22 protein-coding genes are annotated in these 26952 nt (G+C 63.9%); 6 read left to right on the forward strand and 16 right to left on the reverse strand.

From position 1 onward, the window contains the following. Positions 1 to 38: 38 nt before the first annotated feature. From BMI86_RS07245 to puuE, 3 genes are all read right to left on the reverse strand, one after another. Positions 39 to 527, reverse strand: a complete 489-nt coding sequence (locus tag BMI86_RS07245; protein WP_078540357.1) for an ureidoglycolate lyase — start codon at positions 525 to 527, stop codon at positions 39 to 41. 80 nt (positions 528 to 607) lie between these two features. Next, positions 608 to 1441, reverse strand: a complete 834-nt coding sequence (locus tag BMI86_RS07250; RefSeq protein WP_078540358.1) for a bifunctional allantoicase/(S)-ureidoglycine aminohydrolase — start codon at positions 1439 to 1441, stop codon at positions 608 to 610. Next, a complete protein-coding gene (gene puuE / locus BMI86_RS07255) occupies positions 1441 to 2856 on the reverse strand; it encodes an allantoinase PuuE (RefSeq protein ID WP_078540359.1) in 1416 nt (471 codons plus the stop codon). The genes BMI86_RS07250 and puuE overlap by 1 nt, the downstream gene beginning before the upstream one ends. Before the next feature lie 196 nt (positions 2857 to 3052). Between puuE and BMI86_RS07260 the strand changes: the two genes are divergently transcribed. Next, positions 3053 to 3481, forward strand: coding sequence for a hypothetical protein (locus tag BMI86_RS07260; RefSeq protein ID WP_078540360.1), 429 nt, complete (start codon positions 3053 to 3055; stop codon positions 3479 to 3481). Here BMI86_RS07260 and glpK read toward each other — a convergent pair. Both glpK and glpD read right to left on the reverse strand, forming a co-directional pair. Further along, complete coding sequence (gene glpK, locus BMI86_RS07265) at positions 3475 to 4965, reverse strand: glycerol kinase GlpK (protein WP_078540361.1); 1491 nt, start codon at positions 4963 to 4965, stop codon at positions 3475 to 3477. The two genes, BMI86_RS07260 and glpK, sit on opposite strands and share 7 nt — an antisense overlap. 21 nt (positions 4966 to 4986) lie before the next feature. Continuing rightward, entirely contained in the window at positions 4987 to 6546 is a 1560-nt protein-coding gene (gene glpD, locus BMI86_RS07270; RefSeq protein ID WP_078540362.1) for a glycerol-3-phosphate dehydrogenase, read from the reverse strand. Between the two features lie 314 nt (positions 6547 to 6860). Between glpD and BMI86_RS07275 the strand changes: the two genes are divergently transcribed. Continuing rightward, positions 6861 to 7784, forward strand: a complete 924-nt coding sequence (locus tag BMI86_RS07275; RefSeq protein ID WP_078540363.1) for an aldose epimerase family protein — start codon at positions 6861 to 6863, stop codon at positions 7782 to 7784. Between the two features lie 45 nt (positions 7785 to 7829). On the opposite strand, the gene xylB is transcribed toward BMI86_RS07275, so the two are convergent. Then, the gene (gene xylB / locus BMI86_RS07280; RefSeq protein WP_078540364.1) at positions 7830 to 9266 is read right to left on the reverse strand and encodes a xylulokinase; all 1437 of its coding nucleotides are present in this window, start codon (positions 9264 to 9266) and stop codon (positions 7830 to 7832) included. 157 nt (positions 9267 to 9423) lie between these two features. On the opposite strand from xylB, the gene BMI86_RS07285 reads away from it, so the two are divergent. Both BMI86_RS07285 and BMI86_RS07290 read left to right on the forward strand, forming a co-directional pair. Beyond that, positions 9424 to 10452, forward strand: a complete 1029-nt coding sequence (locus BMI86_RS07285) for a cation transporter (RefSeq protein WP_078540365.1) — start codon at positions 9424 to 9426, stop codon at positions 10450 to 10452. A gap of 142 nt (positions 10453 to 10594) precedes the next feature. After that, complete coding sequence (locus tag BMI86_RS07290; RefSeq protein ID WP_078540366.1) at positions 10595 to 12517, forward strand: DEAD/DEAH box helicase; 1923 nt, start codon at positions 10595 to 10597, stop codon at positions 12515 to 12517. Positions 12518 to 12595: 78 nt separating this feature from the next. Here BMI86_RS07290 and BMI86_RS07295 read toward each other — a convergent pair whose 3' ends face one another. From BMI86_RS07295 to BMI86_RS07340, 10 genes are all read right to left on the reverse strand, one after another. Further along, the gene (locus BMI86_RS07295; RefSeq protein ID WP_078540367.1) at positions 12596 to 14845 is read right to left on the reverse strand and encodes a VWA domain-containing protein; all 2250 of its coding nucleotides are present in this window, start codon (positions 14843 to 14845) and stop codon (positions 12596 to 12598) included. Further along, entirely contained in the window at positions 14832 to 15629 is a 798-nt protein-coding gene (locus BMI86_RS07300) for a CbbQ/NirQ/NorQ/GpvN family protein (protein WP_078522099.1), read from the reverse strand. Before BMI86_RS07300 ends, BMI86_RS07295 begins: the two co-directional genes overlap by 14 nt. 58 nt (positions 15630 to 15687) lie before the next feature. Then, the gene (locus tag BMI86_RS07305; RefSeq protein WP_078540368.1) at positions 15688 to 16731 is read right to left on the reverse strand and encodes an aliphatic amidase; all 1044 of its coding nucleotides are present in this window, start codon (positions 16729 to 16731) and stop codon (positions 15688 to 15690) included. Positions 16732 to 16802: 71 nt separating this feature from the next. Further along, positions 16803 to 17495, reverse strand: coding sequence for an urea ABC transporter ATP-binding subunit UrtE (gene urtE / locus BMI86_RS07310; RefSeq protein ID WP_078540369.1), 693 nt, complete (start codon positions 17493 to 17495; stop codon positions 16803 to 16805). Further along, positions 17495 to 18241: an urea ABC transporter ATP-binding protein UrtD gene (gene urtD / locus BMI86_RS07315; RefSeq protein ID WP_078522102.1), complete on the reverse strand. Its 747-nt coding sequence runs from the start codon at positions 18239 to 18241 to the stop codon at positions 17495 to 17497. The genes urtE and urtD overlap by 1 nt, the downstream gene beginning before the upstream one ends. A gap of 11 nt (positions 18242 to 18252) precedes the next feature. Continuing rightward, positions 18253 to 19425, reverse strand: a complete 1173-nt coding sequence (gene urtC / locus BMI86_RS07320; protein WP_078522103.1) for an urea ABC transporter permease subunit UrtC — start codon at positions 19423 to 19425, stop codon at positions 18253 to 18255. A gap of 3 nt (positions 19426 to 19428) precedes the next feature. Further along, positions 19429 to 20322 (reverse strand): urea ABC transporter permease subunit UrtB, encoded by an 894-nt coding sequence (gene urtB / locus BMI86_RS07325; RefSeq protein ID WP_078540370.1) that lies wholly within the window; start codon positions 20320 to 20322, stop codon positions 19429 to 19431. Positions 20323 to 20379: 57 nt separating this feature from the next. Continuing rightward, positions 20380 to 21630 (reverse strand): transporter substrate-binding protein, encoded by a 1251-nt coding sequence (locus tag BMI86_RS07330; RefSeq protein ID WP_078522105.1) that lies wholly within the window; start codon positions 21628 to 21630, stop codon positions 20380 to 20382. A gap of 351 nt (positions 21631 to 21981) precedes the next feature. Then, entirely contained in the window at positions 21982 to 22590 is a 609-nt protein-coding gene (locus tag BMI86_RS07335; protein ID WP_078522106.1) for an ANTAR domain-containing protein, read from the reverse strand. Beyond that, positions 22590 to 23753, reverse strand: coding sequence for a transporter substrate-binding domain-containing protein (locus BMI86_RS07340; protein WP_078522107.1), 1164 nt, complete (start codon positions 23751 to 23753; stop codon positions 22590 to 22592). The genes BMI86_RS07335 and BMI86_RS07340 overlap by 1 nt, the downstream gene beginning before the upstream one ends. A gap of 560 nt (positions 23754 to 24313) precedes the next feature. On the opposite strand from BMI86_RS07340, the gene BMI86_RS07345 reads away from it, so the two are divergent. Continuing rightward, positions 24314 to 25645, forward strand: a complete 1332-nt coding sequence (locus BMI86_RS07345; protein WP_078540371.1) for a cytosine permease — start codon at positions 24314 to 24316, stop codon at positions 25643 to 25645. Between the two features lie 67 nt (positions 25646 to 25712). Beyond that, the gene (locus tag BMI86_RS07350) at positions 25713 to 26732 is read left to right on the forward strand and encodes an alpha/beta fold hydrolase (protein ID WP_078540372.1); all 1020 of its coding nucleotides are present in this window, start codon (positions 25713 to 25715) and stop codon (positions 26730 to 26732) included. The last annotated feature ends 220 nt before the right edge of the window (positions 26733 to 26952 follow it).

Raw genomic sequence — 26952 nt, forward strand, 5'->3', positions numbered from 1 at the left:
AAGTTCCGCAGAAGTGTCCATGCCCCTTTGACGAAGGGTCAGGCGATGACGGTGATGGGGGTGTCCAGCGGATGCTCTTCGAGGTTCGCGCTCTCGCCGATCCGGTCGACCACGGCGAAAAGACCGGGCGCTGCGAGCGGCGTCAGCACCCCGTGCCAGGTGCCGCGATGGAAGTTGATCCCCTGCGCACCATCGGTGAGAAACGCGCGCGGCGTACCGGGTTTTCCACCTGCATCGGGGGCGACGATCACGAGGAACGGATCCGCGCTCATCGGGAGGAAAGCCTGCGAGCCTTCGGGGTGCCGCTCCAGCAGGTCGCAGAGATAGGGCAGCGCGCGCGGCTCTGCCTTGAAGATCGAAATGCCGGCGCGACCGCCCGTCTCCGCCCCGAAATCGAGCTGCGCGCGGTCGTGATAGCGCCCGCAGAGCCCCGCATTGATGATCTTGTCTGGGTCGCCTGCGGCGTCGAGCACATCGCCGAAGGGCGCGAAGGCCTCGGGCGTGAGCGGTTCGGCTTTGATCTGCATCGCGGGCCTCCGGTTGCGCGGGAAAGAGAGGGGGCGCTGCCCCCTCACCCCCGGGATATTTCAACCAAGCCGAAAGGGGATCAGCCCGAGATGGGCGAGCCGAGCTTCGGGTGGCGGTTCACGTCCTTATAGAGCAGGTAACGGAACGGGCGGCGGCCCGCGGCGTAGCAGGCTTGCGGGCAGAAGGCGCGCAGCCACATGAAATCGCCCTCTTCCACTTCGATCCAATCTTGATTGAGCAGGTAGACGCCCCGGCCCTGCAGCACGAAGATGCCATGCTCCATGACATGGGTTTCCGCGAAAGGGATGGTGCCGCCCGGCATGAAGGTCACGATATTGACGTGCATGTCGTGGCGCAGATCGTTCGGATCGACGAAGCGCGAGGTCGACCAGTAGCCCGAGGTGTTGGGCATCTCGAGCGGCGGCTTGTCCTGATCGGCGGTGACGAAGCTTTCCGGCGCGTCGATGCCGGGCACGCGCTCGTAGCGTTTGCGGACCCAGACGAAGGTGCCGGGCGTATCCTGATCGTTGGCGACCGACCATTGTGCGCCCGGCGCGAGATAGGCGTAGCCGCCCGCGTCCAGCTCATGGCCGACGCCCTCGATCACGAGACGGATGTGACCGGCGAGCACGAAGATCACGCTTTGACCCTCGGGGTCGGGTTCGGGATTGTCCGAGCCGCCGCCCGGCGCGACTTCGACGACCAGCTCGGCGAAGGTCTCGGCAAAGCCGGAGAGCGGACGGGCGAGCACCCAGGCGCGGGTATTCTGCCAGCCGGGCAGCAGCGAGATGGTGATGTCGGAGAGCACCCCGCGCGGGATCACCGCGTAGGAGGTGTTGAATTGCGCGCGCTCGCGGGCGCGCTGGTTCTGATCGGGCAAACCGCCCGTCGGGGCGTAATAGGTGTATTCCATCAAAGGTCCATGGCGTTCAGGCGATGCCACGCGATCCGCTCGACCTGTTTGCAGGCCTCACGGAATTCCGTCTCGCGGTCTTGGTCAAGCCGGCGGCGGAAGGCGTGGAGGATTGACGCCTTCGTATTGTCTTTTACGGCGATGATGAAGGGGAAACCGAATTTTTCGGTATAGGCGGTGTTGAGCCCCTCGAATGTGGCGCGCTCTTCATCGGTCAGCGCATCGAGCCCGGCGCTGGCTTGCTCGGATGTGCTCTCGGCGGTGAGGCGCTTGGCCTGAGCGAGTTTGCCTGCGAGATCGGGGTGCGCGGTCAGCACGCCGAGGCGTTCGGCCTCCGACGCCGAGCGGAAGATACGGGCCAGCGCCGAGGCCACGCCCTCGAGGCAATCATGCGCAGGGCCGAGCTCCAGATCGAAGGCCCGCTGCGCGATCCAGGGCGAATGTTCGTAGATGCCGCCGAAGGCTTCGACGAAGCGCTCCCGGCTCATCTGGCTCGGGCGTTCGCGGCGGGTATGCGGGTGGGTCGCAGCCCAATGCGCGGCGATCTCTCCCCGGGTCGCGAACCAGACGCCCTCATGCGAGAGCGCGTAGTCGAGGAAGCGTTTCAGCCCTGCGACTTTGCCGGGCCGCCCGATAAGGCGATTATGCAGGCCGACCGAGAACATCTTCGGGGCGCCCTCCAGCCCTTCGGCGTAGAGCGTATCGAAGCTGTCTTTGAGATACTGGAAGAACTGCTCGCCCTCGATATAGCCCGGCGCGGTGGCGAAGCGCATATCGTTGGCCTCAAGCGTGTAGGGGATCACGAGCTGGTCGCGCGCGCCGACCTCGAGCCAATAGGGCAGATCGTCGTCATAGGTATCGGAAATCCAGTCGAAACCGCCCTCCTCCGCCGTCAGCCGCACCGTGTTGGCCGAGCAGCGCCCGGTATACCAGCCGCGCGGACGCTCTCCGGCGACTTCCGTATGCAAGCGGATGGCTTCGGCGATCTGGCGGCGCTCTTCGTCTTCCGCCATATCCTTGTGCTCGACCCATTTCAGGCCGTGTGAGGCGATTTCCCAGCCTGCCTCTTTCATCGCGGCAACCTGTTCGGGGGCGCGAGCCAGCGCGGTCGCGACGCCGTAGATCGTCAGCGGCACGTTCAGCCCGGTGAACAGCCGATGCAGCCGCCAGAAGCCTGCGCGCGCGCCGTATTCGTAGATCGACTCCATGTTCCAGTGACGCTGGCCGGGCCACTGCGCGGCGCCTGCGATATCGGACAGGAACGCTTCGGAGGCCGCGTCACCATGCAGGACGTTGTTCTCGCCGCCCTCTTCGAAGTTCAGCACCATCGAGATCGCCACGCGCGCTTCGCCCGGCCAATACGGATCGGGGGTCGTACGGCCATAGCCGCGCAGGTCGCGGGGGTAGCGGGTCATTAGGTGGCTCCTGTCATCGGGTCGGATCGGGACAAGAAAGAGCAAAACGCGCGAAAGGGAAAGCCCTCTCTCAGTGTCGGAGAGGGCTTGGCAGGCGGGGCACAGAATCGTTGCGCGATTTGGGTGCCCTTGGCATGATTTCGGGCATCAAGACATTGCGTACCCTGCCCTTTCCGCTCTGCCCGGAGGCCCTCCCATGCGCCAATTACTTCGTCTTATAGCCATCGTCCCCCTGCCGCTCATTGGATTTCCCGGCCTGTCAGCCGCACAGGACTGGACCCAGATTGCGGCCTACTCCGCCTTCATCGGCCCGCAGGACATGCGGAATTCGAAGGGCGCGGCCCTGAGATCACTCGGTGCGGCCTTGCAGCAGGATCGGGCGAATTTTCATCGCTTCGGGCTAAGGGATGCGCGCGACGAGTCCGATCCGGTCTTCGCGGATCGCGCCACGCGGGCGCGTATCCCCGCGATGGTCGAGGCAGGCGGCGATAGGCGGGGCAGCTTCACGCAAATGGTGCGCGCGGGGCAGCCCTTCGGCGTCTATGTCTTCGTCTGCGGCTACGGGCGCACCCCGTCTGTGATCTATATCGCTGGCTGGGGCGAAGATCACTCGGGTTGCTACTGAGTGATCGAGATCGCCGCGGCGACCGCTTTCTTCCACTCGGCGTAGCGCGCTTCCCGCTTGCCCTCGTCCATCTCGGGGGCGAAGTTGCGATCGAGCGCCCAGCCCTTCGCGAACTCCTCCGGCTCGGGATAAATCCCCGCCTTGTAGCCCGCGAGCCATGCCGCGCCGAGTGCCGTTGTCTCCAGCACTTCGGGCCGGTCGACAGGCGCGCCGAGGATGTCCGACAGGAACTGCATCGCCCAATCCGACGCCGTCATGCCGCCATCGACGCGCAGGGTCGGGCGGGCGTCATCGGACCAATCCGCCTGCATCGCCTCCAAGAGATCGCGCGTCTGGAAGCCGACCGATTCCAGCGCCGCGCGGGCGAACTCGGCCGGGCCGGAGCTGCGGGTCAGGCCGAAGACCGCGCCACGGCAGTCGGGGTTCCAATACGGCGCACCGAGGCCGGTGAAGGCGGGCACGATGATCACGTCCTGCTCGGGGTCGGACTGCTCGGCCAGCGCCTGCGTCTGGTCGGCGGCCTCGATGATCTTCAGCCCGTCGCGCAGCCATTGCACGACCGCCCCGGCGACGAAGATCGAGCCTTCGAGCGCGTAGGTGACCTTGCCGTCGATCTGATAGGCGATGGTCGTCAGCAGGCGGTTCTCGGACCGCACCATCTGATCGCCGGTATTGAGCAGCGCAAAGCACCCGGTCCCATAGGTCGATTTCAGCATACCGGGCTTGAAGCAGGCCTGCCCCACGGTCGCGGCCTGCTGGTCGCCCGCGACGCCGAGGATCGGGATTTCCGCACCGAAGAGATCGGATTTCGTCACGCCAAACTCGGCCGCGCAATCCTTGACCTCGGGCAGCATCTCCATCGGGACGCCGAGCTTGGCGGCGATGGTCGTGGACCAGCGGCCCTTGGCGATATCATAGAGCATCGTGCGCGCGGCATTGGTGGCATCCGTCACATGCGACGCGCCGCCCGTCAGTTTCCAGATCAACCAGCTGTCGATGGTCCCGAAGGCGAGCTTGCCCGCCTCGGCCTTCTCGCGCGCGCCGTCGACATTCTCCAGAAGCCAGCGCAGTTTCGTGGCAGAGAAATAGGGATCGACGATCAGCCCGGTGCGCGCGGTCACGGTCTCCTCGAACCCATCCTCGCGCAGCTCGCGGCAAGATTCGGCGGTGCGGCGGTCCTGCCAGACGATGGCGTTGTGGATCGGCTTGCCGCTCTCGCGATCCCAGACCAGCGTCGTCTCGCGCTGGTTGGTGATGCCGATCCCGGAGATGTCGGAGGCCGCAATCCCGGCTTTCTCGATGGCCCCGCGCACGGTCGCCAGCACGCTGTCCCAGATTTCCTCGGCATCATGCTCGACCCAGCCCGAGCGCGGGAAATGCTGCGTGAATTCCTGCTGCGCGCTCGCCACGGGGCGCAGCGCATCGTCAAAGACGATCGCGCGCGACGACGTGGTGCCTTGGTCGATTGCCAGAATGTAGGTCATGAAGTCCTCCCGTTTCGCGCGTCAGCCTGCGTGCTCCTCCAGCCACGCGGCGACAGAGTTGACCTGATCGGCATCGAGCCGCAAGCCCAGCTTGGTGCGCCGCCAGATCACGTCCTCGACCTTGCGCGCCCACTCCTTCTCGACGAGCCAGCGCAACTCGGCCTCGGTCAGCGTACCGCCGAAATCGCGGCCCAGATCGCCCAGCGCCTTGGCATCGCCGAAGATGTCCCAGGACTCGGTGCCGTAATGGCGGATCATCCGCTCGGCCCATTTGCGATTCACGAAGGGATAATCCTGCGAGAGCTTGGCGATCTTGGCGCCGACCTCTTCGGGGGCGAAATCGCCACCCGGCAGGCGCGCGCCTTTCGTCCACGACCCGCCCATGCCCGGAAGATGCGGGCGCAGCTTGGAGAGCGCATCCTCAGCCAAACGGCGATAGGTGGTGATCTTCCCGCCAAAGACATGCAGCGCCGCGGGTTGGCCCGCGGGTGCATCGAGCGAGAGCACATATTCGCGCGTCGCCGCGGTGGCCGAACTCGCGCCGTCGTCGTAGAGCGGGCGCACGCCGGAATAGGTCCAGACGACATCGTCGGGCGTGACCTCTTCCTTGAAATATTCGGACGCGAAATCGCACAGGTAATCGCGCTCGGCCTCGGTGCATTCGGCGGCGAGCGGCGAGTCCTCATGGGCGGCCTCGGTCGTGCCGATCAGGGTGAAGTCCTGCTCATAGGGGATCGCGAAGATGATCCGCCCGTCCGCGCCTTGGAAGAAGTAGCATTTGTCGTGATCGTAGAGCTTGCGCGTCACGATATGGCTGCCGCGCACGAGGCGGATATGCTCGCGGCTGGCGCTGCCCATCGTGCCTTTCAGGATCTGCTCGACCCACGGGCCACCGGCATTGACCACGGCGCGGGCCATATGTTCCTCGCGCCCGTTCGGGCCTTCGGTCACGATCACCCAATGGCCGCCGTCGCGATGCGCCTCGACCACCTTGGTCTGCACACGAATATCCGCGCCATGCGCCTCGGCGTCGCGGGCGTTGAGCACGACGAGCCGGGCATCCTGCACCCAGCCATCGGAATACTCAAAGGCGTGGGTGAAGCTGTCCTTCAGCGGCGCGCCCTCCGGGGCGTTGCGCAGGTCGAGCCGCTTGGTGCCCGGCAGCAGCCCCTGCCCGCCCAGATGGTCATAGAGAAACAGCCCCGAGCGGATCATCCAGGACGGGCGCTTGCCCTTCATCCACGGCATGACGGTGGAGAGCATTTTCGAGACAGGCGTATCGCTCTCGAAACGCATATCGGCGCTATAGGGCAGCACGAAGCGCATCGGCCATGAGATATGCGGCATTGCGCGGATCAGCACTTCGCGCTCGGACAGCGCCTCGCGGACCAGTTTGATCTCGAGATATTCGAGATAGCGCAGCCCGCCATGGAACAGCTTGGTGGAGGCCGAAGAGGTCGCCTGCGCTAGGTCGCCCATCTCGGCCAGACGCACCCGCAGGCCCCGTCCGGCCGCGTCGCGCGCGATCCCGCAGCCGTTCACCCCGCCGCCGATCACGAAGAGATCTACTGCTTGTGGCATTTTGCGTACTCCCGCTAGCGCCTGTCGCTTGTGCACCAAAAGGCGCGTTAACTTTCGTTATTGCCAGATATAATGAATTTTCGCGCAAAATCGAGCATGAATACCTCTGCACACAAGATTCCGCGTGCTCATCACGAAACTTTTAAGGAACAATTGCGTTGGGTATGATGTGGCTCGGGATGTGCGGCCCGCGCCCAAAGCGCTGAAAGTGGCGATGTAGCTAACTCGCCTCAGGTATTGATCGAGATTAAAGTCATAACGTGAAGAGAGGGTTACGCTAGGTTAGCCTCGTCGAGAAACGGACAGGACACAGCATGTTCGATCACGAATCAGAACTGGAGATCGGGCTTGCATCAGGGATGCTGGTGCGCATCGATCCAAAGGGCGCGCGACTGACAAGCGTTGTGCTGCCAAGCGACGACGGTCCGGTCGAGCTTCTCATCGGCCCCGATCCGAAACAGAAGACACGCGATTTCCACGGAGCGACGATCGGGCGCTATGCCAACCGCATCGCCGGAGCGCAATTCACGCTCGATGGCGAGCAGTTCCAGCTAGATGCGAACGAAGGCGGGAACTGCCTTCACGGCGGTGGCAAGGGGTTCGACCAATGCGACTGGACCGTTGTCGCGCATTGGATCAACGCGGCGACACTGCGGCTCGAAAGCCCGGATGGCGATCAGGGCTTCCCCGGAAATCTCGTCGCGGAGGTGAGCTTCGCGGTATCGGACCCAGAAACTTTGAGCATCACTTACCGCGCGTGCTGCGATCGCGCTTGCCCGGTGTCTCTGACCTCGCATGGGTATTTCAATCTCGCGGGCGGCGGCTCGATCGCCGATCACCGACTGAAGCTCAATGCCAAACAGGTTCTCGAGGTTGATGGCGAGAAACTCCCCGTAGGCGGGCCGCGCGACGTGGATGGCACACGCTTCGATTTCCGCGAACCGGCCCCGGCGCTGGGGCCCGATGGCGCGGGCTTCGATCACAATTTCTGCGTCGGCTCAGGCGGGATGCGCGAGGTGGCGGTGCTGAGCGATCCGGCCTCCGGACGCAGTATGACCATGCTGAGCAACCAGCCCGGATTGCAGGTCTACACCGCGCCCGCGGGCGACAGCTTCAACGCGATCTGCCTGGAGCCGCAAGCCTGGCCCGATGCGCCCAATCGCCCCGAGTTCCCCTCGACGATCCTGCGACCGGGCGTGGAATATGTGAACCGGATCCGTCTGCAATTCTCGAGCTAATCTCCGCGACGCCGCGCCGATCGCCACGGCGCGGCCCGAGGTAGATCAGGTCAAACCCCGCAGCGCAGCGCCGGCCTGACGGTAGCGCTCGTACCCTTCGTCGAACGCCTCGCGCAACGCGGAGACCGGCTCGATCGTCGCGGCGATCTCGGGCGGGCTCGCGATATCCAGCCCGCCGCCGGTCGCGGCCATCACCCCAAGCCTCGCCGCCCCGAACGCGCCGCCATAATCGCCCGCCACCGGCAGGGCCACGGGCGTGTCGAGCGCGGTCGCGATCGCCTCGCACCAATAGCGCGAGCGCGTCCCACCCCCGACGCCGAGCAGCGTCTCGATCCGGGTGCCGGTGCCCGCCAGCGCGTCGCGGCAATCGCGCAGCGCGAAGCTTACCCCTTCCAGCACGGCCCGCGTGGTCGCGGCGCGATCGGTTGCGTGCTCAAGCCCGATGAACGCGCCGCGGATCGCCGCATCGTTGAGCGGCGTGCGCTCGCCGCCGAGATAGGGCAGGAACCGCGCCTTGCCCGGCGCCTGCAGCGGGCCGAGGCCTTCGGTCAGTTGCTTGGCGTCGCTCTCCAGAAGCCGCGCATACCAGTTCAGCGCGTCGGTCGCGGCCAGCACCACGCCCATCTGGTGCCATGTCTGCGGCAGGGCGTGACAGAAACTGTGGACCGCGCTCGCCGCATCGGGGCGGTAGCCGTCATCGGCGGCGAACAGGACGCCCGAGGTGCCGAGCGAGACGAAGGCCTGCCCCGCCGCCACCACACCGACGCCCACGCCCGAGGCCGCGTTGTCGCCCCCGCCGCCTGCCACGACGACGCCCTCCGGTAGACCAAAGCGCGCCGCGATCTGCGGGCGCAGCGTGCCGGAGACGTCCGAGCCCTCGACGAGGCGCGGCATCTGCTCGCGCCGCATCCCGGTCGCCGCCAGAAGTGCATCCGACCAGTCGCGCGCGCCGGTATCGAGCCAGCTCGTCCCGGCGGCGTCGGACATCTCCGAAGCATGCTCTCCAGTCAGCCAGAGCCGCAGGTAGTCCTTCGGCAACAGCACCTTCGCCACTTTCGCGAAACGCTCCGGCTCGTGCTTGGCGAGCCAGACAAGTTTCGGCGCAGTGAAGCCGGGGAAGACGATATTGCCGCTGATCTCGCGGAATTGCGGATCCGCATCGAGCGCCGCCGCCTCGCGATAGGCGCGGGTGTCGTTCCACAGGATGCAGGGCCGCAATACCTCGTCCTGCGCATCCAGCAGCGTCGCGCCGTGCATATGCCCCGACAGCCCGATCCCGCGCACCGCCGACAGATCGTGCTGCGCGAGCGAGCCCAGCACAGCCTCCATCGCCGCGATCCATTCGGCGGGGTCCTGTTCCGACCAGCCCTCCTGCGGGCGCGACACGGTGAGCGGATGCGTCGCCTCGGCCACCACGCGCTGCGCCTCGTCGATCAAGAGCCCCTTCAGCCCCGATGTGCCCAAATCCAATCCGATAAACATGCTTGTCCTCCCGCGCGCTGATTGGCGCCGACACTAACGTCTCTGTCGGGCATGTCGACTCCCCCAGCCCTTTGCACAGACGCCTTGCCATCGCGCCCTTAACGGAACCGTGAGCGCGCTGCGCGGTTGCTTTTCGAACAGTGTCCCCGGAGCCTTCATGATCGCCTCTCTTTCGACCCCGCTTCTGCTCGGCGTCTTCACCCTCGCCGGGCTGATCGTCGTCATCTCCTCCATCAAGGCGACCGGGCTGGCTGATGTGATCGCGGATCGCACGCGGATGGGCGAAGCGCTGGCGGGCGGGATCGTGCTGGGGGCCGCGACCTCGCTGTCGGGGATCGTCGTCTCGGTCTCGGTCGCCGCACAGGGCGATGCGAGCTTTGCCTTTTCCAACGCCGTGGGCGGGATCGCTGCGCAGACCTTCTTTCTGGCGCTCGCCGACATGCTGCACCGACGCGCCAATCTCGAACACTCCGCAGCAGAGCCCGCGAACCTCTTTCAGGCGGTGATGCTGATCGTGCTGCTGTCGATCCCGCTCGCCGCGACCGCTGCGCCCGACTTCGCGATCTGGGGGATCAGCCCGGCCTCGGTGGTGCTGTTCCTCGCCTATCTCGGCGGCACGAAACTCGCGACCCAGGTGTCGGAAACCCCGATGTGGAAACCGGTCGAAACCCGCGAGACGCGCCGTGACGAACCCGAAGACGAGGAGGAAGCGAACCGCTCGCCGCGCGGGCCGATCATCGTCTTCGTGGGCCTCGTCGTCATCATGGGCCTCAGCGGCTGGGTCATTTCGCAAGCCGGGCAGGAATTCGTCACCCGCTTCAGTCTCAGCTCCTCGCTGGTGGGCGCGCTGCTGACGGCGGTCGTGACCTCGCTGCCCGAGCTGGTGACGACGCTGACGGCTGTCCGTCGCGGCGCGCTGCAACTGGCCATCGGCGGGATTATCGGCGGCAACACCTTCGACACGCTGTTCCTCGTCTTCTCGGACGGGGCCTATCGCGACGGCTCGCTGTATCACGCGGTCTCCATGTCGGACCTCTACTGGCTCGCGACGGGGCTGATGATGACGGGCGTGTTGCTCGGCGGGCTGATCCTGCGGCAGAAGGACGGGCCGGCCCGGATCGGGATCGAGAGCCTCCTGCTGGTCGCGATCTACGCCTCGGCGGTGGTGCTGCAGGTCCTCGCCTGACCAAGAATTATTGCCCATAACGGGCGGATTCCCCAAATAGGCAATATACATTTGCCGCAGGGACCGTTATGCAGGCGCCTTCCGCACGGGCTGCCAGCGCAGAGCGGCCCGTCCCTAACGTCATTGCTTGGACGACTTTCCGATGATCCCCTCCCTTTCCGCAGCGCTCGCCGAGCGCGGCTACGACACTCTCACTCCCGTGCAGGACGCGGTGACCGATCCCGCGCTGGACGGCAAAGACCTGCTGGTCTCGGCCCAGACCGGCTCGGGCAAAACGGTCGGCTTCGGTCTCGCGATCGCCCCGACCCTGCTGGGCGAGGCCGAAAGCTTCGGCCCGGCTGGCACGCCGCTTGCACTCGTCGTGGCCCCCACGCGGGAACTCGCCTTTCAGGTCATGCAGGAATTGCGCTGGCTCTACGCCAAGACCGGCGCCATCGTCAGCTCCTGCGTCGGCGGCATGGACCCGCGGCAGGAACGCCGCGCCCTCGAACGCGGCACGCATATCGTGGTCGGCACGCCCGGTCGCCTGAGTGACCATATCCGCCGCGGCGCGCTCGATCTGAGCGACATCCGCGCGGTCGTGCTCGACGAGGCCGACGAGATGCTCGATCTGGGCTTCCGCGAAGACCTCGAATTCATCCTCGGCTCCGCCACGGAAGAGCGGCGCACGCTGCTGTTCTCGGCCACCGTTTCGCCGATGATCGCGAAGCTGGCCGAGCAGTTCCAGAACGACGCGCAGCGCATTTCGACGATCAACACCGCGCAGCAGCACTCCGACATCGCCTACAAGGCACTGAAGGTTGCGGCCTCGGATAGCGATCATGCGATCTTCAACCTGCTGCGCTATCACCATGACGAAAGCGCCATCGTTTTCGCCAACACCCGCGCGGCGGTGAACCATCTCAGCGCGCGTCTCGGCAATCGCGGCCTCTCGGTCGTGACGCTGTCGGGTGAACTGAGCCAAGCCGAACGCAGCCACGCCCTGCAGGCGATGCGCGACGGGCGGGCACGGGTCTGCGTGGCGACCGATGTGGCCGCGCGCGGCATCGACCTGCCGAACCTGAGCCTCGTCATCCATGCCGATCTGCCGCAAAACCCCGAAAGCCTGCTGCACCGTTCGGGCCGGACGGGCCGCGCCGGGCGCAAGGGGATGTCCGCGCTGATCGTGCCCCCGCGCATGGTCAAACGTGCCGAGCGTCTGCTGAAATTCGCGAAGATCAACGCCGAATGGAGCGTGCCGCCGTCGGCCGAGTCGATCATTGCGCGCGATGAAGAACGTCTGCTGACCGATCCCGATTGGCGCGAGCCGGTCAGCGAGGATCAGGCAGCGTTTGCGCGCAAGCTGCTCGACCGGCACGGGGCCGAGGCTGTCGCTGCCGCTTTCCTGCGGCTGCAGCAATCGCGCAACGCCCCGCCCGAGGATCTGCTGCCGCCCGACACCAAGGGCCAGTCCGAGCGCCAGGAATTCGGCCCGAGCCGTTGGTTCACGCTCTCGGTCGGGCGCAATGACCGGGCCGAGCCGCGCTGGCTGCTGCCCTTGCTGCGCCGCCATGCCGATCTCGACAAATCGTCGATCGGTGCGATCCGCGTGCGCGATGACGAGACCTTCGTTGAGATCGCCGAGAAGAGCGTCGCGAAATTCGCGGCCTCGCTTGGTCCCGATGGCGAGCTCTCCGATGAGATCAAGGCCCGCGCCCTGAACGGTGAACCTGATTTCGGACCGCCCCCGAAAAAGCGCCGCGCCGACAAGCCGCATGGCAAACCGGAACGCGGCGACCGTGGCGAGCGCCCAAACAAGGCGCCCCATCGCAAGGGCCCGCCCAAGGCACCGCGCGACGACGCCCCGGAAGAGAGTGCGAAGACGAGCGGTTGGAGCCCCGACGACGAGGCCGTGTTCGCAGCCCTCGCGGACATCCCGCCGAAGAAACGCAAGCCCAAGCCCGAAGGCGGTGCTGCCCCGAAGGGTAAGAAGCCCCGCGCGAAATATGCGGGCCCCGGCAAAGGGCCGCATCCGGGCAAAGGCGGGAAGCCCAAGCCCGGCGGCCCGAAGAAGCCGCGCAAGTGATGGTATGATTTTGCAAAAGGCCCGCAGCGATGCGGGCCTTTTTCATATGCTCTCAGAAGCGCCGGGGTCAGCGCCCCGTTACCGGGTCAGCCGGAGATAGAGCGACAAGAGCTTGTCCGGCAGCGTGCTCAGCTCGTCGATCTGGATGAACCCGTTGCGCCCGAAAATCGCGGCCTCCTGCTCCTTGTTTCGCGGCCCGAGCCCGACGCAGAAGACATCGATCCCCAGCGCGCTCAGGCTGCGAACGGCGCGCTGCGCATCGCGGACAAGATAGTCGGGATCGGGCGAGTCGATATCCGAGGGCTCCCCGTCGGTGATCAAGAGCAGCAGGCGACGATGCCGCGGCACCTGCGCGAGGTCCTTCCCGGCATGGCGCAGGGCGGCCCCGAGCCGCGTCGAATAGCCCGGCCTCAGGCCCGACAGCGCCGAGCCCGTCTCTTCATCCAACGCGTCGGAGAACCGCTTCACCGCAACGACGCGCACGTCTTCGCGCCCGGCCGAGCAGAAGGCGTTGATCGCAAAAGGATCGCCGATTTCGTTCATCGCATGGGCGAGAACCGCCGTCGCATCGCGCTCCATGTCCAGAATGCGGTGCTGCGTTCCGGGGACGAGATCGTCCGTCGATTGCGAGATATCGAGCAGCAGGCTGACCGCGAGATCACGCGTCGGCGGGGCCTGCCGCTCATAGAGGCGATGATCAGGAAACTCTCCGGCCCGCAAGGCGGTCGCCGCCTCGATACAGGCGTCGAGATCGAGAACTTCTCCCTCCGCCTGCCGCTTCTCCCGGCGCGCGCGCCCGATCTGCGCCGAGCGCACGAGACCGGTGATGCGCGACAGAAGCGGCCCCTGCGCGTCCTGCAACTCCTGCCAGAAGCGGCGACTTCCCGGTGTCGCAGGGTATTCCTTGACCACCGTCCAGTTGGCGCGTTCCCGGCCGATCTCGTAGTCGTATTCGGGATAGGAGGCGACCGCCCGCCCCTCTTCGGCCGCCTCGGTGACGGGGGCGACTTTCTCGACTTTGTCGCTCTCGGTCTGTTCCTGCTGTTGCGACTGGTTGCCCGCGCCCGGGGTCGGCTCGGAGCGGCGCAGCTGCACGGTGTCGACCTGAACCTCCAGGGTCTGCGCCTCCTCCGGGGGTGGCTCGTCGAGCGCCCAGAGCCCGAGATTGTCGTCGCGATAGGCGGGCTGGACCACGTAATCCTTTGCGTTGAACTGCACGCGAAGCTGCCCGAGATCGTTGCCCAGCAGATTGCCGATCTCGCGGCTGATCGCCGGATCGGCCCAGCGCTCGCGCGCCTCCATGAACATCCGGCGGCCTTTTTGCACCCATCCGTCGGGATCGTCGAAATCGGGATCGATCAGCGCCCGCGCCAGCCGTGCGAACAGACTGGGCGCGGTCGGCAGCCCTCCGGGTTGGGCGACGTGAAAGCCTTGCCAGAGCCTGCGCAATCCGGGCATTTCCTGCGCCGCCAGTTCCTCGACCCGTGCATCCTCGATCAGGGACACGACCGCCATCTGAAGCGGCTTGAGCTGCCCGATTTCGAAACGGGTTTTGGTGAAGTTGATATGCGCCCCGATATGGGCGAGCGCGGCGCGAAACAGGGGCTCCGTCTCGCCGCGATAGCCGGGCAAGCTGGGCGGCACGAGGATAACATTGCCCGCGAAGGACACCCGCCGCGCGGCTTTCTCTCCCATGCCCGTGGGCGCGACGCGCAGCGGCGGGGTCGCGCCGGAAATCGCCGTGAGATAGGCCCGCAACCGGCGCTCGTGATCGTAGAAGCTTTGCTCTCCGCTTTCGTGTTCAAGCGCGCGCTGCGCCTCGGCGGTCTGCAAGGAGAAATAGGCGCTTCGCTTGTCGGCATCGCGCCCCGCCAGACGCAATCCGGTCGCCACCCAGTCCTCGAGCGCCTGTTCGGAGAGCCGCCCAACAAGCCGTTCCAAATTATCGAGAAAGGGATACACGGACTCCGGCGCTTGCGTGGTGATCCGCGTCATCAGCGCGAGCCACGCGGTGAATTCCTGCGGCTCGTATCTCTGCGCGACCGTGTCCGCCGCAGTGCAGACGCGCTCCGCCGCGCGGGGCGAGACCCGGATCGCGACATGGGACACGAGCTTTGCCAAGGCGATCGTCGGCCCCGCCCCGAGTTTCGGCGCAAGAGCCAGAGAGCTACGCTCATAGGCGCGGGGGACCGTCCGCCCGTATCCCGCGCCCCGAAGCCGTTCGCGCGCCCGCAGCCAGTCGGCTATCTCGGGCGCCGAGAAGGCGCTGCGGATCGCGCCCGGCAGGTCAGGGGTGGCTTCGACATTCATGCTGTCAGGCACAGGCATCGACGACCGCATCGAGCGCGCCGCGCATATCCGGGTCGTCCGTGATGGGAACGATGATCGCATGTTTGCAGGCGTCGGTCAGCGTCATGCCCGTCTTGATGAGGCGACCGGCATGGATGAGCATCCGCGTGGACGCCCCTTCCTCGAGCCCCTGCCCGCGCAGATGCCGCGACTTCTCGGCGATCTTCACCAGCTTGTCGGCGATGTCGGCGGCGATATCCGCCTCGGACGCCACGATGGAAGCCTCGACCGAGGCCATCGGGTAGGTGAAATCGACCGCGCTGAAGCGTTGCTTCGTGGATTCCTTGAGGTCTTTGAGAACGCTCTGGTAGCCGGGATTGTAGGAGATCACGAGCTGGAAATCGGGATGCGCATGGACCAGTTCGCCCTTCTTCTCGAGCGGCAAAATCCGGCGATCATCGGTCAGAGAATGGATCACCACCGTCGTGTCCTGACGCGCTTCGACCACCTCGTCGAGATAGCAGATCGCGCCGTGACGCACCGCCATCGTGAGCGGCCCGTCCTGCCAATGCGTGCCCTCGGGGCCGAGCAGGAAGCGCCCGACGAGATCCGAGGCGGTCATGTCCTCGTGGCAGGACACCGTGATGAGCGGCTTGCCCAGACGCCAGGCCATATGCTCGACGAAGCGGGTCTTGCCGCAGCCGGTCGGCCCCTTGAGCATCACCGGAAGCCGCGCTGCATAGGCGGATTCGTAGAAGGCCACCTCGTCGCCGCTCGGGTGGTAGGTCGGCTCTTCCTCAAGCCGGTACTGATCGATCGTCATAGAAGATCCTCGCGTTTGATTGGCCGGCGGATGTCTCCGCCGGCCCTGCTCGCCTGCCTCACCGGTGAGTGGGGTCGGACTTTTCGTTGGGGATACCGTCGATCGGGCATTCCTCGGTGCCGACGGTCGAGCGGGTCATCGCCTCGACCATCTCGCGCGTGCCTTCCGGATCTTCCGCCCATTTGGTGTAGAAGTCGTAGGGGCACTCGGCGAGACCTTTGGTGTCGTCACCCGAATTGATCATGCCGGTATAGCCACGGTGCACGAGCTTGAAGAGGTGGTTCTGGCTCTGCATGTTCTTGCGCGCATCGCGGATCGCCGAAACCGAGAGCTGGCCGTATTGGATGCCGTATTCCTCTTCGCCGCATTCGCCCAGTGTGCGGCCGTCGAAGCCGACGATGGCCGAGTGGCCGAAATAGGAATAGACGCCGTCGAAGCCGGCGGCATTGGCGACCGCGACATAGGAGTTGTTCGCCCAGGCCATCGCCTTGGCCATGATCACCTGCTGGTCCTTGGCCGGATACATGTAGCCCTGGCAGCGGATGATCAGCTCGGCGCCCTTCATCGCGCAGTCGCGCCAGATCTCGGGGTAGTTGCCGTCATCACAGATGATGAGGCTCATCTTCATGCCCTTCGGGCCTTCCGAGACATAGGTGCAGTTGCCCGGATACCAGCCCTCGATCGGAACCCAGGGCATGATCTTGCGGTATTTCTGAACGATCTCGCCCTCGTTGTTCATCAAGATGAGCGTGTTGTAGGGCGCTTTCTTCGGGTGCTCTTCGTGGCGCTCGCCGGTCAGCGAGAACACGCCCCAGACATTGGCCTCGCGGCAGGCGGCGGCGAAGATTTCGGTCTCTTCGCCCGGGACCGACGAGGCGGTCTCGTACATCTCGGTCTCGTCATACATGATGCCGTGTGTCGAGTATTCGGGGAAGATCACCAGATCCATGCCCGGCAGACCCTTCTTCATGCCTTTCACCATGTCGGCGATCTTGTGGCAGTTCTCGAGAACCTCGGCCTTCGTGTGAAGACGCGGCATCTTGTAGTTGACGACGGCGACGCCCACGGTATCGGCGCTGCTCGAAATATCTCCATGATACATGTTGTTACCTCTGCTGTTGGTGGAGTTGTCGAATGCCTTTCCGGTTGATCCGGGAAGGCGGGTTTATGGGGTCAGATCGCCATGTGCTTGGTGACCGTTTCCTCGGTGAGATCCGCGATCGCGCCATCGGCCACGACGCGACCGTTCTCGAGCATCGTGAAGTTCTGCGCGGCGCGGCGCGCGAATTTCACGTTCTGCTCGACAAGGAGGATCGTCAGTCCGAGTTCGGCATTGAGGCGGATGATGATGTCCTCGATCTGCTCGACGATATTGGGCTGGATGCCCTCGGTCGGCTCGTCCATCAGGAGGACCTTGGGGCCGCTTGCGAGCGCGCGGGCGATGGCAAGCTGCTGTTGCTGACCGCCCGAGAGCACGCCGCCGGGCCGGTCGAGATTTTCCATCAGATAGGGAAAGATCTTCGGGACGATTTCGGGAATGGCGCGCGGACCCTGTGCCGCGAAACCGCCCATCAGGATGTTCTCGCGGATCGTGAAATCGGGGATGATCATCCGGCCCTGCGGCACATAGGCGATCCCCGCCCGCGCGCGTCGGTAGGTCGCGTCGGCGGAGATGTTCTGCCCGTCGAGCACGACATCGCCGCTCTGGCGGTCGGTCAGCCCGAGGATGGAACGCAGAAGCGTGGTCTTGCCCACGCCGTTGCGGCCCAGAACGGCGAGGATCGTGCCGCTCGGCGCGCTCATCGAGACGTCGTGCAACGCCTGGCTGCGGCCGTAGAAGCTGTCGAGGTTGCTCAGAGAAAGCATCAGTGAATCCCTCCCGAACCGAGATAGGCTTCGCGCACCTTTGGATCGGTCTCGATCTTTTCCATCGGGCCCTCCGCGAGCAGCTTGCCCATGTGCATGACCGTGATGCGCTCGGCGATCTTGCGCACGAAAGCCATGTCGTGCTCGACCACGAGGATCGTGTGGCTGCCCTTCATTTCGTTGATGATTTCGGCGGTGCGGAAGGTCTCGGCATGGGTCATCCCCGCGGTGGGTTCATCGAGAAGGATGACCTTCGCCTGCTGCGTGATCAGCATCCCCAGTTCCAGCCACTGCATCTGGCCGTGGGACAACTCGCCCGCGACCGTATCGAGCACCGGCTCTAACCGCGTCATCGCGATTACGTCCTCGACCCGCGCCCGGTCCTCCGCCACCATGTGCAGGCGAAGGTTGCGGAACACACCGGGCTCTCCCGAGGCCGCGACTTCGAGGTTCTGCCGAACGGTCAGATCGCGGAAGACGCTCGGGATCTGGAATTTCCGCCCGATCCCGTGCCGCGCGATGATGTGCTCGGGGCGGTTGGTGATGTTCTCGCCAAAGAGATGGACGCTGCCTTGGGTGGAAGCGGTCTTGCCGCTGACGAGATCCATCAGCGTGGTCTTCCCGGCGCCGTTGGGGCCGAGGATGACCCGCAACTCGCCTTTCTGAACCACGGTGGTGAACCCGTCCACGGCCTTGAACCCGCCGAAATCCACCGTCAGCCCGTCGATCGTGAGTGCTTCATTCATGTCCGTCCCTCCTATTCCGCGGCTTTCGGGGCCGTCTCTGCGGGCGTGCCCTTCCGGCGGCGTTCAAACCGCCCCAGAAGATCGCGCGCGATGCCCGCAAGCCCGTTGGGCAGGTAGAGAACGACGAGGACGAAGATCCCGCCGATGATCAGCTTCCACGCTTCCTTGAAGATTTCGGTCTCGCTGACCGTGGCCTCGACCGTGTTGATCAGGATCGCCCCGATACAGGCGCCGAGCAGCGAGTTGCGCCCGCCGACCGCGGCCCAGACGACCATCGAGATCGAGAAGCCGATATCCATGAAGCTCGGCGAGGCGAATTCGGCGGCGACCACATAGAGGAGCCCCGCGAAGCCCGCGATCCCGGCCGAGATCGTGAAGAAGAAGATCTGATAGGCCGCGACGTCGTAGCCGAGATAGCGTGCCCGGGTCGGATCATCGCGCGTCGATTGCAGGATCAGCCCGGCCCGGGTCGAGACCAGCCAGCGGCCCAGCAGAAGCACGACCGTGAGCGAAACGGCGACGACGTAATAGGTCTCGACCATATAGGGATCGAATTCGAACCCGCCGATGGTCAGCCAGCCCAGATCGGTCAGCCCGTTGAACCCGTTGGTGATCGGCTGCGCATCGATGAGCAAGAGCCGCACCAGAAGCACGAGCGCCAGCGTGATGATTGCGACATAGACGCCCGAGACGCGCAGCCGGAAGATCGACGAGGACAGCACGAAGGCGACGATCAGCGGGATCACGATCGACATCGCCATGCCGAACCATTGCGACTGGAACGGGATCCAGAGGAACGAGCCCTTGTTGATGCAGCACAGATCGGTGACGGCGCCCGGCTCTGCGTTCCAGAGCATGAAGTCCGGCACCGGCTTGTCGGAGCCCTGCTGGAGGCTGGTGGCGCTCATCAGCTTGAGCGACATCGCCGTCATATAGGCGCCGAGGCCGAAGAAGAGCCCCTGCCCCAGATTGAGGATCCCGGCATAGCCCCAGGACAGCGCGATCGCGATGCCGAGCATGCCGAAGACGAGATATTTGGCGATGCGGTTGAGCCAGAACACATCGTCGATCACCAGGGGCGCGCCGAGAACCATCACGATGAAGACGGCATAGACGGCCCAGTCGGCGTGACGCTGAAGGCGGCTCGTGGAGCTGGGAAGTGTAGAGGACGTTTCGCTGGACATCGCTTACCTCGACTTGAAGGAGAACAGGCCGCGCGGGCGCCACAGGATCAGGGCGATGACCACCGCGAAGACGACGGCGCGGGCGATGATGTCGTTGGACGCCAAGGCGACGATGCCGTTGATCTGTCCGAGAATGCCCGCGGCGAGGATCGTTCCGAGAAGGCTGCCGACCCCTCCGACCACGACGACGAGGAAGCCATCGACCACGACGGATGCGCCCATCTCGGGCATGACCGTCTTGAAGCCTGCGAGCAGCACACCGGCGATCCCGGCAAGGCCCGAGCCATAGGCGAAGGTCAGCGCCGAGACGCGGCGCACGTCGATGCCGCAGGCGGCCGCGATCTGGGGATTGCGCATGATCGCGCGCACCTGAACGCCCATCGGGGTGCGATACATCAGCCACCAGGTCAGACCCGCGAGCATCAGCGTCACGACGATGATGAATGTGCGATAGGGCTGAATCGTCATGCCCGCCACGTCGAGCGGCTGGGTGAGGAAGGCCGGAACCGTCATGTTCTGCAGCCCCGGTCCGAGACCGTCGATATGGATACCGAAGAAGCTCAGGCCGAATTCGAGGCGGATCAGCTGTTGCAGCAGGATCGCCACGCCCCATGTCGCGAGCAGCGTGTCGATGATCCGTCCGTAGAGCCTTCGGATCACCAATCGCTCGATCACGAGCCCCACGAGCCCGGAGGTCACGAAGGCCAGAGGCAGCGCGAAGAACAGGTTGAGCCCAAGATGGAGCCCGGCGAGCACCGCCGTATAGGCCCCGATCATGACCAGCTCGCCATGCGCCATGTTGATGACGCCCATCGCGCCGTAGGTGATCGACAGGCCAAGCGCGATCAGCAGCAGGATCGAAGACAGGGACAGGCCGATGAAGATGATGTCAGACATAGGGAATTCCGCCTCGCTCGGATGGGCACCGGACATCAGCCCGGTGCCCGGTTTGCGTCACAGCTTGGTGGTGTCGAGACCAGCGCCGGTGCAGAACAGGTTCTCTGCCGTCTCGCCGTAAGCGACGTAGGGCAGCGGCTTGGTCGGCGCGTCATAGGCGTTGACGATCGTGCCCTGACCATCGGCGCCCCACTGCGCGATGCGCGGCGTGAGATAGGTGTGCAGGTTTTCCGGATCGACGGTGACGGTGCCGTTCGGGGCCTCGAAGACCTGACCCTTGATGCCTTCGCGCACCGCATCCGCCGAGATGTCGCCAGCCTTCTCGACCGCCTGCTTCCAAAGATAGACCTGGAAGTAGCTGCTCTCGAGCGCGTGGTGCGTCACAGCTTTGGGATCGTTGACATATTTGCGGTAGCGCTCGATGAAATCGCGGTTGCGATCGGTGTCGATGGCCTGGAAATACGGGAAGGAGGTGTAGCTGCCTTCGGCGAATTCCGGACCCATCGCGGCGATCTCGATTTCCGAGGTGACGGTCGCGCAGATCGGCAGTTTGTCGTGGGTCAGGCCCTGGTTCTTGAACTCGCGGTAGAAGGCCACGACCGAGTCGCCCACGACATTCGACAGAACCACGTCGCAGCCGCTTTCCTTGATCTTGGAGACCATCGCGCCCCATTCGGAATGGCCGAGCTCGAGATATTCGTCCGCGACCCACTCGCCGCCATTCTGCTCGATGAGGATCTTCGACACCTTCGCCATCTCACGCGGGTAGATGTAGTTCGAGCCGACGATGAAGAACTTCTTCTTGCCGAGCGTGTTGGTGATCCACGGGATGAAGTTCGACAGCTGCTGGTTCGGCACCGCGCCCGTGTAGACCACGTTCTTGGAGCACTCGAAGCCTTCGTAATAGGTCGGGTAGAAGTAGAGGCTGTTGCGCTTTTCGAAGACCGGCAGAACGGCCTTGCGGCTCGCCGAGGTGTAGGAGCCGAACACGGTCTGCAGGCGATCGCGGATTACCAGCTTCGAGGCCTTCTCGTTGTAGGTCTTCGGGTCGGATGCGCCGTCTTCGAGGATCGGCTTGATCATCATCCCGTTCACGCCGCCTGCGGCGTTGATCTCGTCGATCGCCATCATCGTGGCATCGGCGAGCGATTTCTCGATGATCGAAAGGCCGCCGGTCAGCGAGAACAGGACGCCCACTTCGATTTCACCCGAGGCGCGCGCGGGGCTCCCGATCATCGACGGGCCGAGGGCGGCTGCGGCGCCGAAAGCGGTCGTGTGTTTTAGGAAGTTTCTCCGGTTCGTTTTCATTTCTGTCTCCCGTGTTGAGGTTTTGTTTTGATTTTTCAGGCCGTAAATGCGCAGGGAGGACTCCCGTGCACGAGCGTTTGGTATGTGACCGATTGTGTGAGGTGCCGTGACCGGACCGCGGGGGTCCGGATCATTTTGGCGAAGGGGGCTCCGGGTGTTCGGAGCGATTGGCATCGTTGCCATTCAGCGCCGCCACGAGGGCGGGGTTGCGTGCGCTCTGGTACGCCCGCAGCGATGGCGCGGCCTTTGCACCATCCTGAAAACCAAAAAAGCCCGCGAAGACACTACAGTGTCTTCAGCGGGCTTTCTGTGCCGAACCGATGGACATCATTGGCCATCGATCTGATTCGACTATACATCATCCGGTCTTGATGACAACAATTCGTTTGCGTTGATGATCGCGACCGCCATTTCCTCTACGGAAATCCGCTTGCCCATCGCCTGCGCGCGAATGGTGCCATAGGCTTCCCTCTCGGAAATCTTGTGCATTTCCATGAGGATAGACTTCGCCTTCGAGATTTTCTTCTGGCCGGAAATCTTCTTTTCGAGCTTGCCGATCTTGTCGTGGAAATCCGCCGCCTGCATCCAATTGGAGCGTGCGACGACAAGATTTGTCAGCATGCCGAAGGTCCGCACGGGCTTCGAAATCACCGCGAATGCGTTGATGTCGAGCACCAGTTCGATCATCGCCGGGTTCTCGTAATTCACGATGCCGATCACCGTCGGACCGGGTTTCTCGGACTTCCGCAGCATGCTGCTCAGGGCACTCTGGCTCTCGAAGAAGACGCCTGCGAAAACGACATCCGTCCCGCTCGGCAGCGCCTTGGCGGGGGGCCACATCAGTTCCGCGCGGCAGCCGATGCGTTTGAGCTGATCCATGAGCGCCTTGCCATCTGCGTCCGGCGGGTGGACGACGATGACCGAGAGGTCGCGCAAATCCTTGAGACGCAGCCGGGGCATCAGCTTCCGCCCCCTCCGGCTCCGAATTGCGGAGACGTCATCTGCAAGTCTTCATCATATTCAACGAGATAAGGGTCGGGCCGCACCGGTGCCTGCGCTTCGCGCACGATCTCGAAAGCCCCGCTTTCGCCGACGACGGCAACCCGGGGCCAGAGGCTCGTGTGATGGGTGTCCCCTTCGACCTGCACGGGGCCCTGCGGCGCCTCGAAGCTGAAATTCGGCAAGGTGCGCAAGACGCTATCGCGATCGGTCGCCCCGGACCGGCGCACGGCTTCCGCGAAGAGATAGACTTGGAAATAGGCGGCTTCCGTCCCTGCCGAAATCGGCTGATCCGGCCCGAACCGGCGCGCATAGGCCGTGACGAAGCGACGGTTCGCCTCGGTATCGAGCACGCTGAAATAGGGCGCGGCCGTCACGTTGCCGATCGACGCATCCTTGCCGACCGCCAGCAGCTCGGGCTCGCCCGAGGTCAGGCTGGCGATGGGCTGCTTGCTGCGATCGAAGCCCGCGCGGTCATAGGCCTGGTAGAAGCGGACCGACCCTTCGCCCACGACCGTGGAGAATACGACCGCAGGCCCCGCAGCCTTGATGCGCGAGATCGCCCGCTCGATATATTCCTCGTTATGGCGCAGGGGGATGTAGATTTCATCGACGACCTTCGCCCCGCGATGCATCAGCAAATCCCGCATGATCCGATTGGATTCATAGGGGAAAACGTAGTTCGACCCGACGAAGACAAACCGGTCGCCATAGGTCTGCGTGAGATAATCCGCCAGCCAACGCGAGTTCTGGTTCGGGGCAGCGCCCGAATAGACGCAGCTGCTCGAAAACTCGAACCCTTCGTAGAGCGTGGGGTAGAACAGCAGCGCGCGGCGTTGCTCGACCACGGGCAAGACGGCCTTGCGCGCGGAGGACATGTAGCAGCCGAAGATGGTCTTTGCGCCAACATCGATGAGGCGCTCCGCCTCGCTCTTGAAGCGCAACGGATCGGAAGCCGGGTCGCTGTCTTCGATCAGAAGTTCACGACCATCGATACCGCCTGCATTGTTGATTTCTTCGATAGCCAGCAGCGCAGCCTGACGCTGCGTGCGCTCGATCACCGACGTTACACCGGTTTGGGAAAAAAGGAGGCCAACTGCGACCGGCTCGTTGTCAAAAGCCATTAATACGGTTCCATATCTTTCAACGAGAACTCCCGCGAATGCGGAGTCCGGGGGAACGGTCACATACGAATCGAATAGCAAATGACTGACGTCGCGGCAAGCTCGACGCATTGCAAAACGCATCTGAAATCATGCGATGAGATTTTTTCCACATTATTTTCAGCGCCTTACATCGTTACATCAAAACATTTGCATATTGAAACGAATCACGCCATCGTGTTGACGTAGCGTTCAACGAAGAGCGCCGCATCTGGCAATGAAAGCCCCTTACGAACCATGTGAATGGATTCGTGAGGGGCTTTTGCGTTTTCGGCCCGGCGATTTGCCGCCCCAAATGGAGAGACCACAGAGCCCTAACCCGATTGGCGCACGCGCCCAATTACTCTGAGATCAGTATAACCGGTCACAAACGACGGCAGGATCAAGCTGCCGAACTGATCGACCCCTTATCCACTCCGCCCCGGCGAGACTTTCGTCAGCGTTTGCCCACGGCAAGCGCCCGGCCTTCGCATGCCTGCAAAAACAAGAACATCAGAAACAGTCCAACAACGAGGAACATCATGACCACGACGGAAAAGCATCTCGAGCCAGAGGCGCTCGAACATATTGAAGAAGAGATCGATCACGCGCTCGGCGATGAATACGAACATGAACCGGTCCCGGCAAAAGCCCGGCGGAGCATGTTCTCCGTCACGATGGTCTGGATGGGTTTCCCGATGATCATCACCGGCGCGATGACCGGCTCGATCCTCGTGCTCGGCATGGGGTTCAGCTCCGCGCTGACGGCGATGATCATTGGCAACCTGATCATGCTGGTCTATGTCGGCCTGCTCGGGCAGCTCGGCGCGACGAAAGGGATGAACTTCGCCCTGCTCGCCAGCATCGTCTTCGGCCGCAAGGGCTATGTCTTCGCCTCCGGCCTGCTCTCGACGCTTCTACTTGGTTGGTACGCGGTGCAAACCGGCATCACCGGCGCGCTCGTCAGCTCCACCTATGACCTGAACTACGTCGTCATGACACTCATCGCCGGTGCGCTTTATATCGGCGTCACCTTCGTTGGCGTGAAAGGCCTGCACCTGATCGGCATGATCTCGGTGCCGCTCTTCGTCATTCTGGGTCTCTTCGTCGTCGGCGACGCGGCTTCGACGACCAGCTGGGACGCGATCATGTCCTACCCGGGCAATAATGGCGTCGCGACGATGTCGATGGGCGTCGGCCTGACCGTGGTCATCGCGCTCTTCATCGACGCCGGCACCGTGAGCGCCGACTTCAACCGTTGGGCCAAGGACACGAAAAGCTCCTGGGTCGCGACCTTCAGCGCCTTCCCCTTCGCCAACCTCGCCGCGATGCTGGTCGGCGGCATCATGACCGCAGCCCTGGCCGTTCCGGATGCCAACCCCTTCGGCACCGACAACATGTTCGGCTATATGAACAACATGCAGATGACCTGGCTGAGCGTCCTCGCCTTCCTGTTCCTCTATGTGAACCTCGGTTCGGTCTGTGCCCACTGCCTCTATAACGCCGCCACCGGCTGGTCGCGCATCCTGCGCAGCCACATGCGTCTTTTCGCAGTGATCCTTGGTGCCATCGGCATCGTCATCGCGGCCACCAATGTCTGGGCCTTCTTCATCCAGTGGCTGTCGCTGCTGGGGATCCTCGTGCCGCCGATCGGCGCGATCATCCTCGTGGATCAGTTCCTCGTGCGCAAGAACTCCGAGATCGACCGCGACTGGCGCTGGACGGCCTTCATCGCCTGGGCCTGTGGCTCCGCGGTGGCCTTCGTCGTCGAGTGGTATCTGCCCCATCTGTCGACCGCCATCTCGGCCGGACTTGTCGGCGGCGTTGCTTACTATCTGATCTCCACGTTGAGCGGGAAAACCGCGACCGCCTGATCCGTAACGATCTTCCGGAGCGTCGCCTGAGATAGGGCGTCGCTCCACTTTGACATGAGGAAAAACCATGACCCTTGATTATGAAATCTTCGAGCTTGGCACCTTCGAGTTCCAATGCGGCCTCGCCGTGCCCAACGCCCGTCTCGCCTACAAGACCTTCGGCAAGCTGAACGCGGCCAAGGACAACGTGATCGTCTACCCGACGTGGTATTCCGGGCAGCATTACGACAACGAATGGCTGATCGGGCCCGGCATGGCGCTCGACCCCGAGAAATACTTCATCATCATTCCGAACATGTTCGGCAACGGGCTCTCCACCTCGCCCTCGAACACGCCGGAGCCCTATAACGCGGACCGTTTCCCTAACGTGACCGCCTACGACAACGTCAAGGCGCAGCATCGTCTGGTGACCGAGAAGTTCGGCATCGAGAACATCCGCATGGTGACCGGCTGGTCGATGGGCGCGCTGCAGACATTCCACTGGGGGGCGATGTATCCCGAGATGATGGATCTGATCGCCCCGTTCTGCGGGTCGGCGAAATGCTCGCGCCACAACTATGTCTTCCTCGAAGGGGTGAAGGCGGCGCTGCGGGCCGACGCCGCGTGGGAAAACGGGCGCTACACCTCTAAGCCCGAAAAAGGCCTCCGCGCGGTTGGCCGCGTCTATGCAGGCTGGGGCTTCTCACAGAGCTTCTATCGGGAAGAGCTCGACCTGAAGACCCTCGGCTACGCCTCGCTCGAAGACTTCCTGATCGGGTTCTGGGAAGGGTTCTTCCTGCCGAAAGACGCCAACAACCTGCTGACGATGGCCTGGACCTGGCAGAATGGCGATATCAGCGCGAACGAGCTGTATAACGGCGATTACAAAGCGGCGCTCGGCGCGATCAAGGCGAAAGCCTATGTCATGCCCGGCCAGACCGACCTCTATTTCCCGCCCGAAGACAGCGAGATCGAAGTCGCCAACATGCCCAACGCCGAGTTCGTCCCGGTTCCGTCGATCTGGGGCCATTTCGCTGGCGGCCCCGGCACCAACCCCGACGACGTCAAGTTCATCGACGACAAGCTGAAAGAGCTTCTGGCCTCGTGAACCGAGCCGAAGCTTTGCGGACAGTGGAAAGGGCGGCCCGATGGCCGCCTTTTTCATTGGTGCGCTCTGTTGCTTTCACTGTGTGTGTCGCAACGCAAGAAGCCTCGCGTGTAGCGAGGCTAAGCGTTTGATATGATCTATAGGATTTGGTTGCGGGAGTAGGATTTGAACCTACGACCTTCAGGTTATGAGCCTGACGAGCTACCGGGCTGCTCCATCC

Origin of the sequence: Thioclava sp. DLFJ5-1, from assembly GCF_002020115.1 — a bacterium.
GTDB classification, from domain to species: Bacteria; Pseudomonadota; Alphaproteobacteria; order Rhodobacterales; family Rhodobacteraceae; genus Thioclava; species Thioclava sediminum.

Bases quoted from the DNA above. Each gene is read 5' to 3' on its own strand.
- BMI86_RS07245 (WP_078540357.1), bottom strand. From the start codon at position 527: ATGCAGATCAAAGCCGAACCGCTCACGCCCGAGGCCTTCGCGCCCTTC.
- BMI86_RS07250 (WP_078540358.1), bottom strand. From the start codon at position 1,441: ATGGAATACACCTATTACGCCCCGACGGGCGGTTTGCCCGATCAGAAC.
- puuE (WP_078540359.1), bottom strand. From the start codon at position 2,856: ATGACCCGCTACCCCCGCGACCTGCGCGGCTATGGCCGTACGACCCCC.
- BMI86_RS07260 (WP_078540360.1), top strand. From the start codon at position 3,053: ATGCGCCAATTACTTCGTCTTATAGCCATCGTCCCCCTGCCGCTCATT.
- glpK (WP_078540361.1), bottom strand. From the start codon at position 4,965: ATGACCTACATTCTGGCAATCGACCAAGGCACCACGTCGTCGCGCGCG.
- glpD (WP_078540362.1), bottom strand. From the start codon at position 6,546: ATGCCACAAGCAGTAGATCTCTTCGTGATCGGCGGCGGGGTGAACGGC.
- BMI86_RS07275 (WP_078540363.1), top strand. From the start codon at position 6,861: ATGTTCGATCACGAATCAGAACTGGAGATCGGGCTTGCATCAGGGATG.
- xylB (WP_078540364.1), bottom strand. From the start codon at position 9,266: ATGTTTATCGGATTGGATTTGGGCACATCGGGGCTGAAGGGGCTCTTG.
- BMI86_RS07285 (WP_078540365.1), top strand. From the start codon at position 9,424: ATGATCGCCTCTCTTTCGACCCCGCTTCTGCTCGGCGTCTTCACCCTC.
- BMI86_RS07290 (WP_078540366.1), top strand. From the start codon at position 10,595: ATGATCCCCTCCCTTTCCGCAGCGCTCGCCGAGCGCGGCTACGACACT.
- BMI86_RS07295 (WP_078540367.1), bottom strand. From the start codon at position 14,845: ATGCCTGTGCCTGACAGCATGAATGTCGAAGCCACCCCTGACCTGCCG.
- BMI86_RS07300 (WP_078522099.1), bottom strand. From the start codon at position 15,629: ATGACGATCGATCAGTACCGGCTTGAGGAAGAGCCGACCTACCACCCG.
- BMI86_RS07305 (WP_078540368.1), bottom strand. From the start codon at position 16,731: ATGTATCATGGAGATATTTCGAGCAGCGCCGATACCGTGGGCGTCGCC.
- urtE (WP_078540369.1), bottom strand. From the start codon at position 17,495: ATGCTTTCTCTGAGCAACCTCGACAGCTTCTACGGCCGCAGCCAGGCG.
- urtD (WP_078522102.1), bottom strand. From the start codon at position 18,241: ATGAATGAAGCACTCACGATCGACGGGCTGACGGTGGATTTCGGCGGG.
- urtC (WP_078522103.1), bottom strand. From the start codon at position 19,425: ATGTCCAGCGAAACGTCCTCTACACTTCCCAGCTCCACGAGCCGCCTT.
- urtB (WP_078540370.1), bottom strand. From the start codon at position 20,322: ATGTCTGACATCATCTTCATCGGCCTGTCCCTGTCTTCGATCCTGCTG.
- BMI86_RS07330 (WP_078522105.1), bottom strand. From the start codon at position 21,630: ATGAAAACGAACCGGAGAAACTTCCTAAAACACACGACCGCTTTCGGC.
- BMI86_RS07335 (WP_078522106.1), bottom strand. From the start codon at position 22,590: ATGCCCCGGCTGCGTCTCAAGGATTTGCGCGACCTCTCGGTCATCGTC.
- BMI86_RS07340 (WP_078522107.1), bottom strand. From the start codon at position 23,753: ATGGCTTTTGACAACGAGCCGGTCGCAGTTGGCCTCCTTTTTTCCCAA.
- BMI86_RS07345 (WP_078540371.1), top strand. From the start codon at position 24,314: ATGACCACGACGGAAAAGCATCTCGAGCCAGAGGCGCTCGAACATATT.
- BMI86_RS07350 (WP_078540372.1), top strand. From the start codon at position 25,713: ATGACCCTTGATTATGAAATCTTCGAGCTTGGCACCTTCGAGTTCCAA.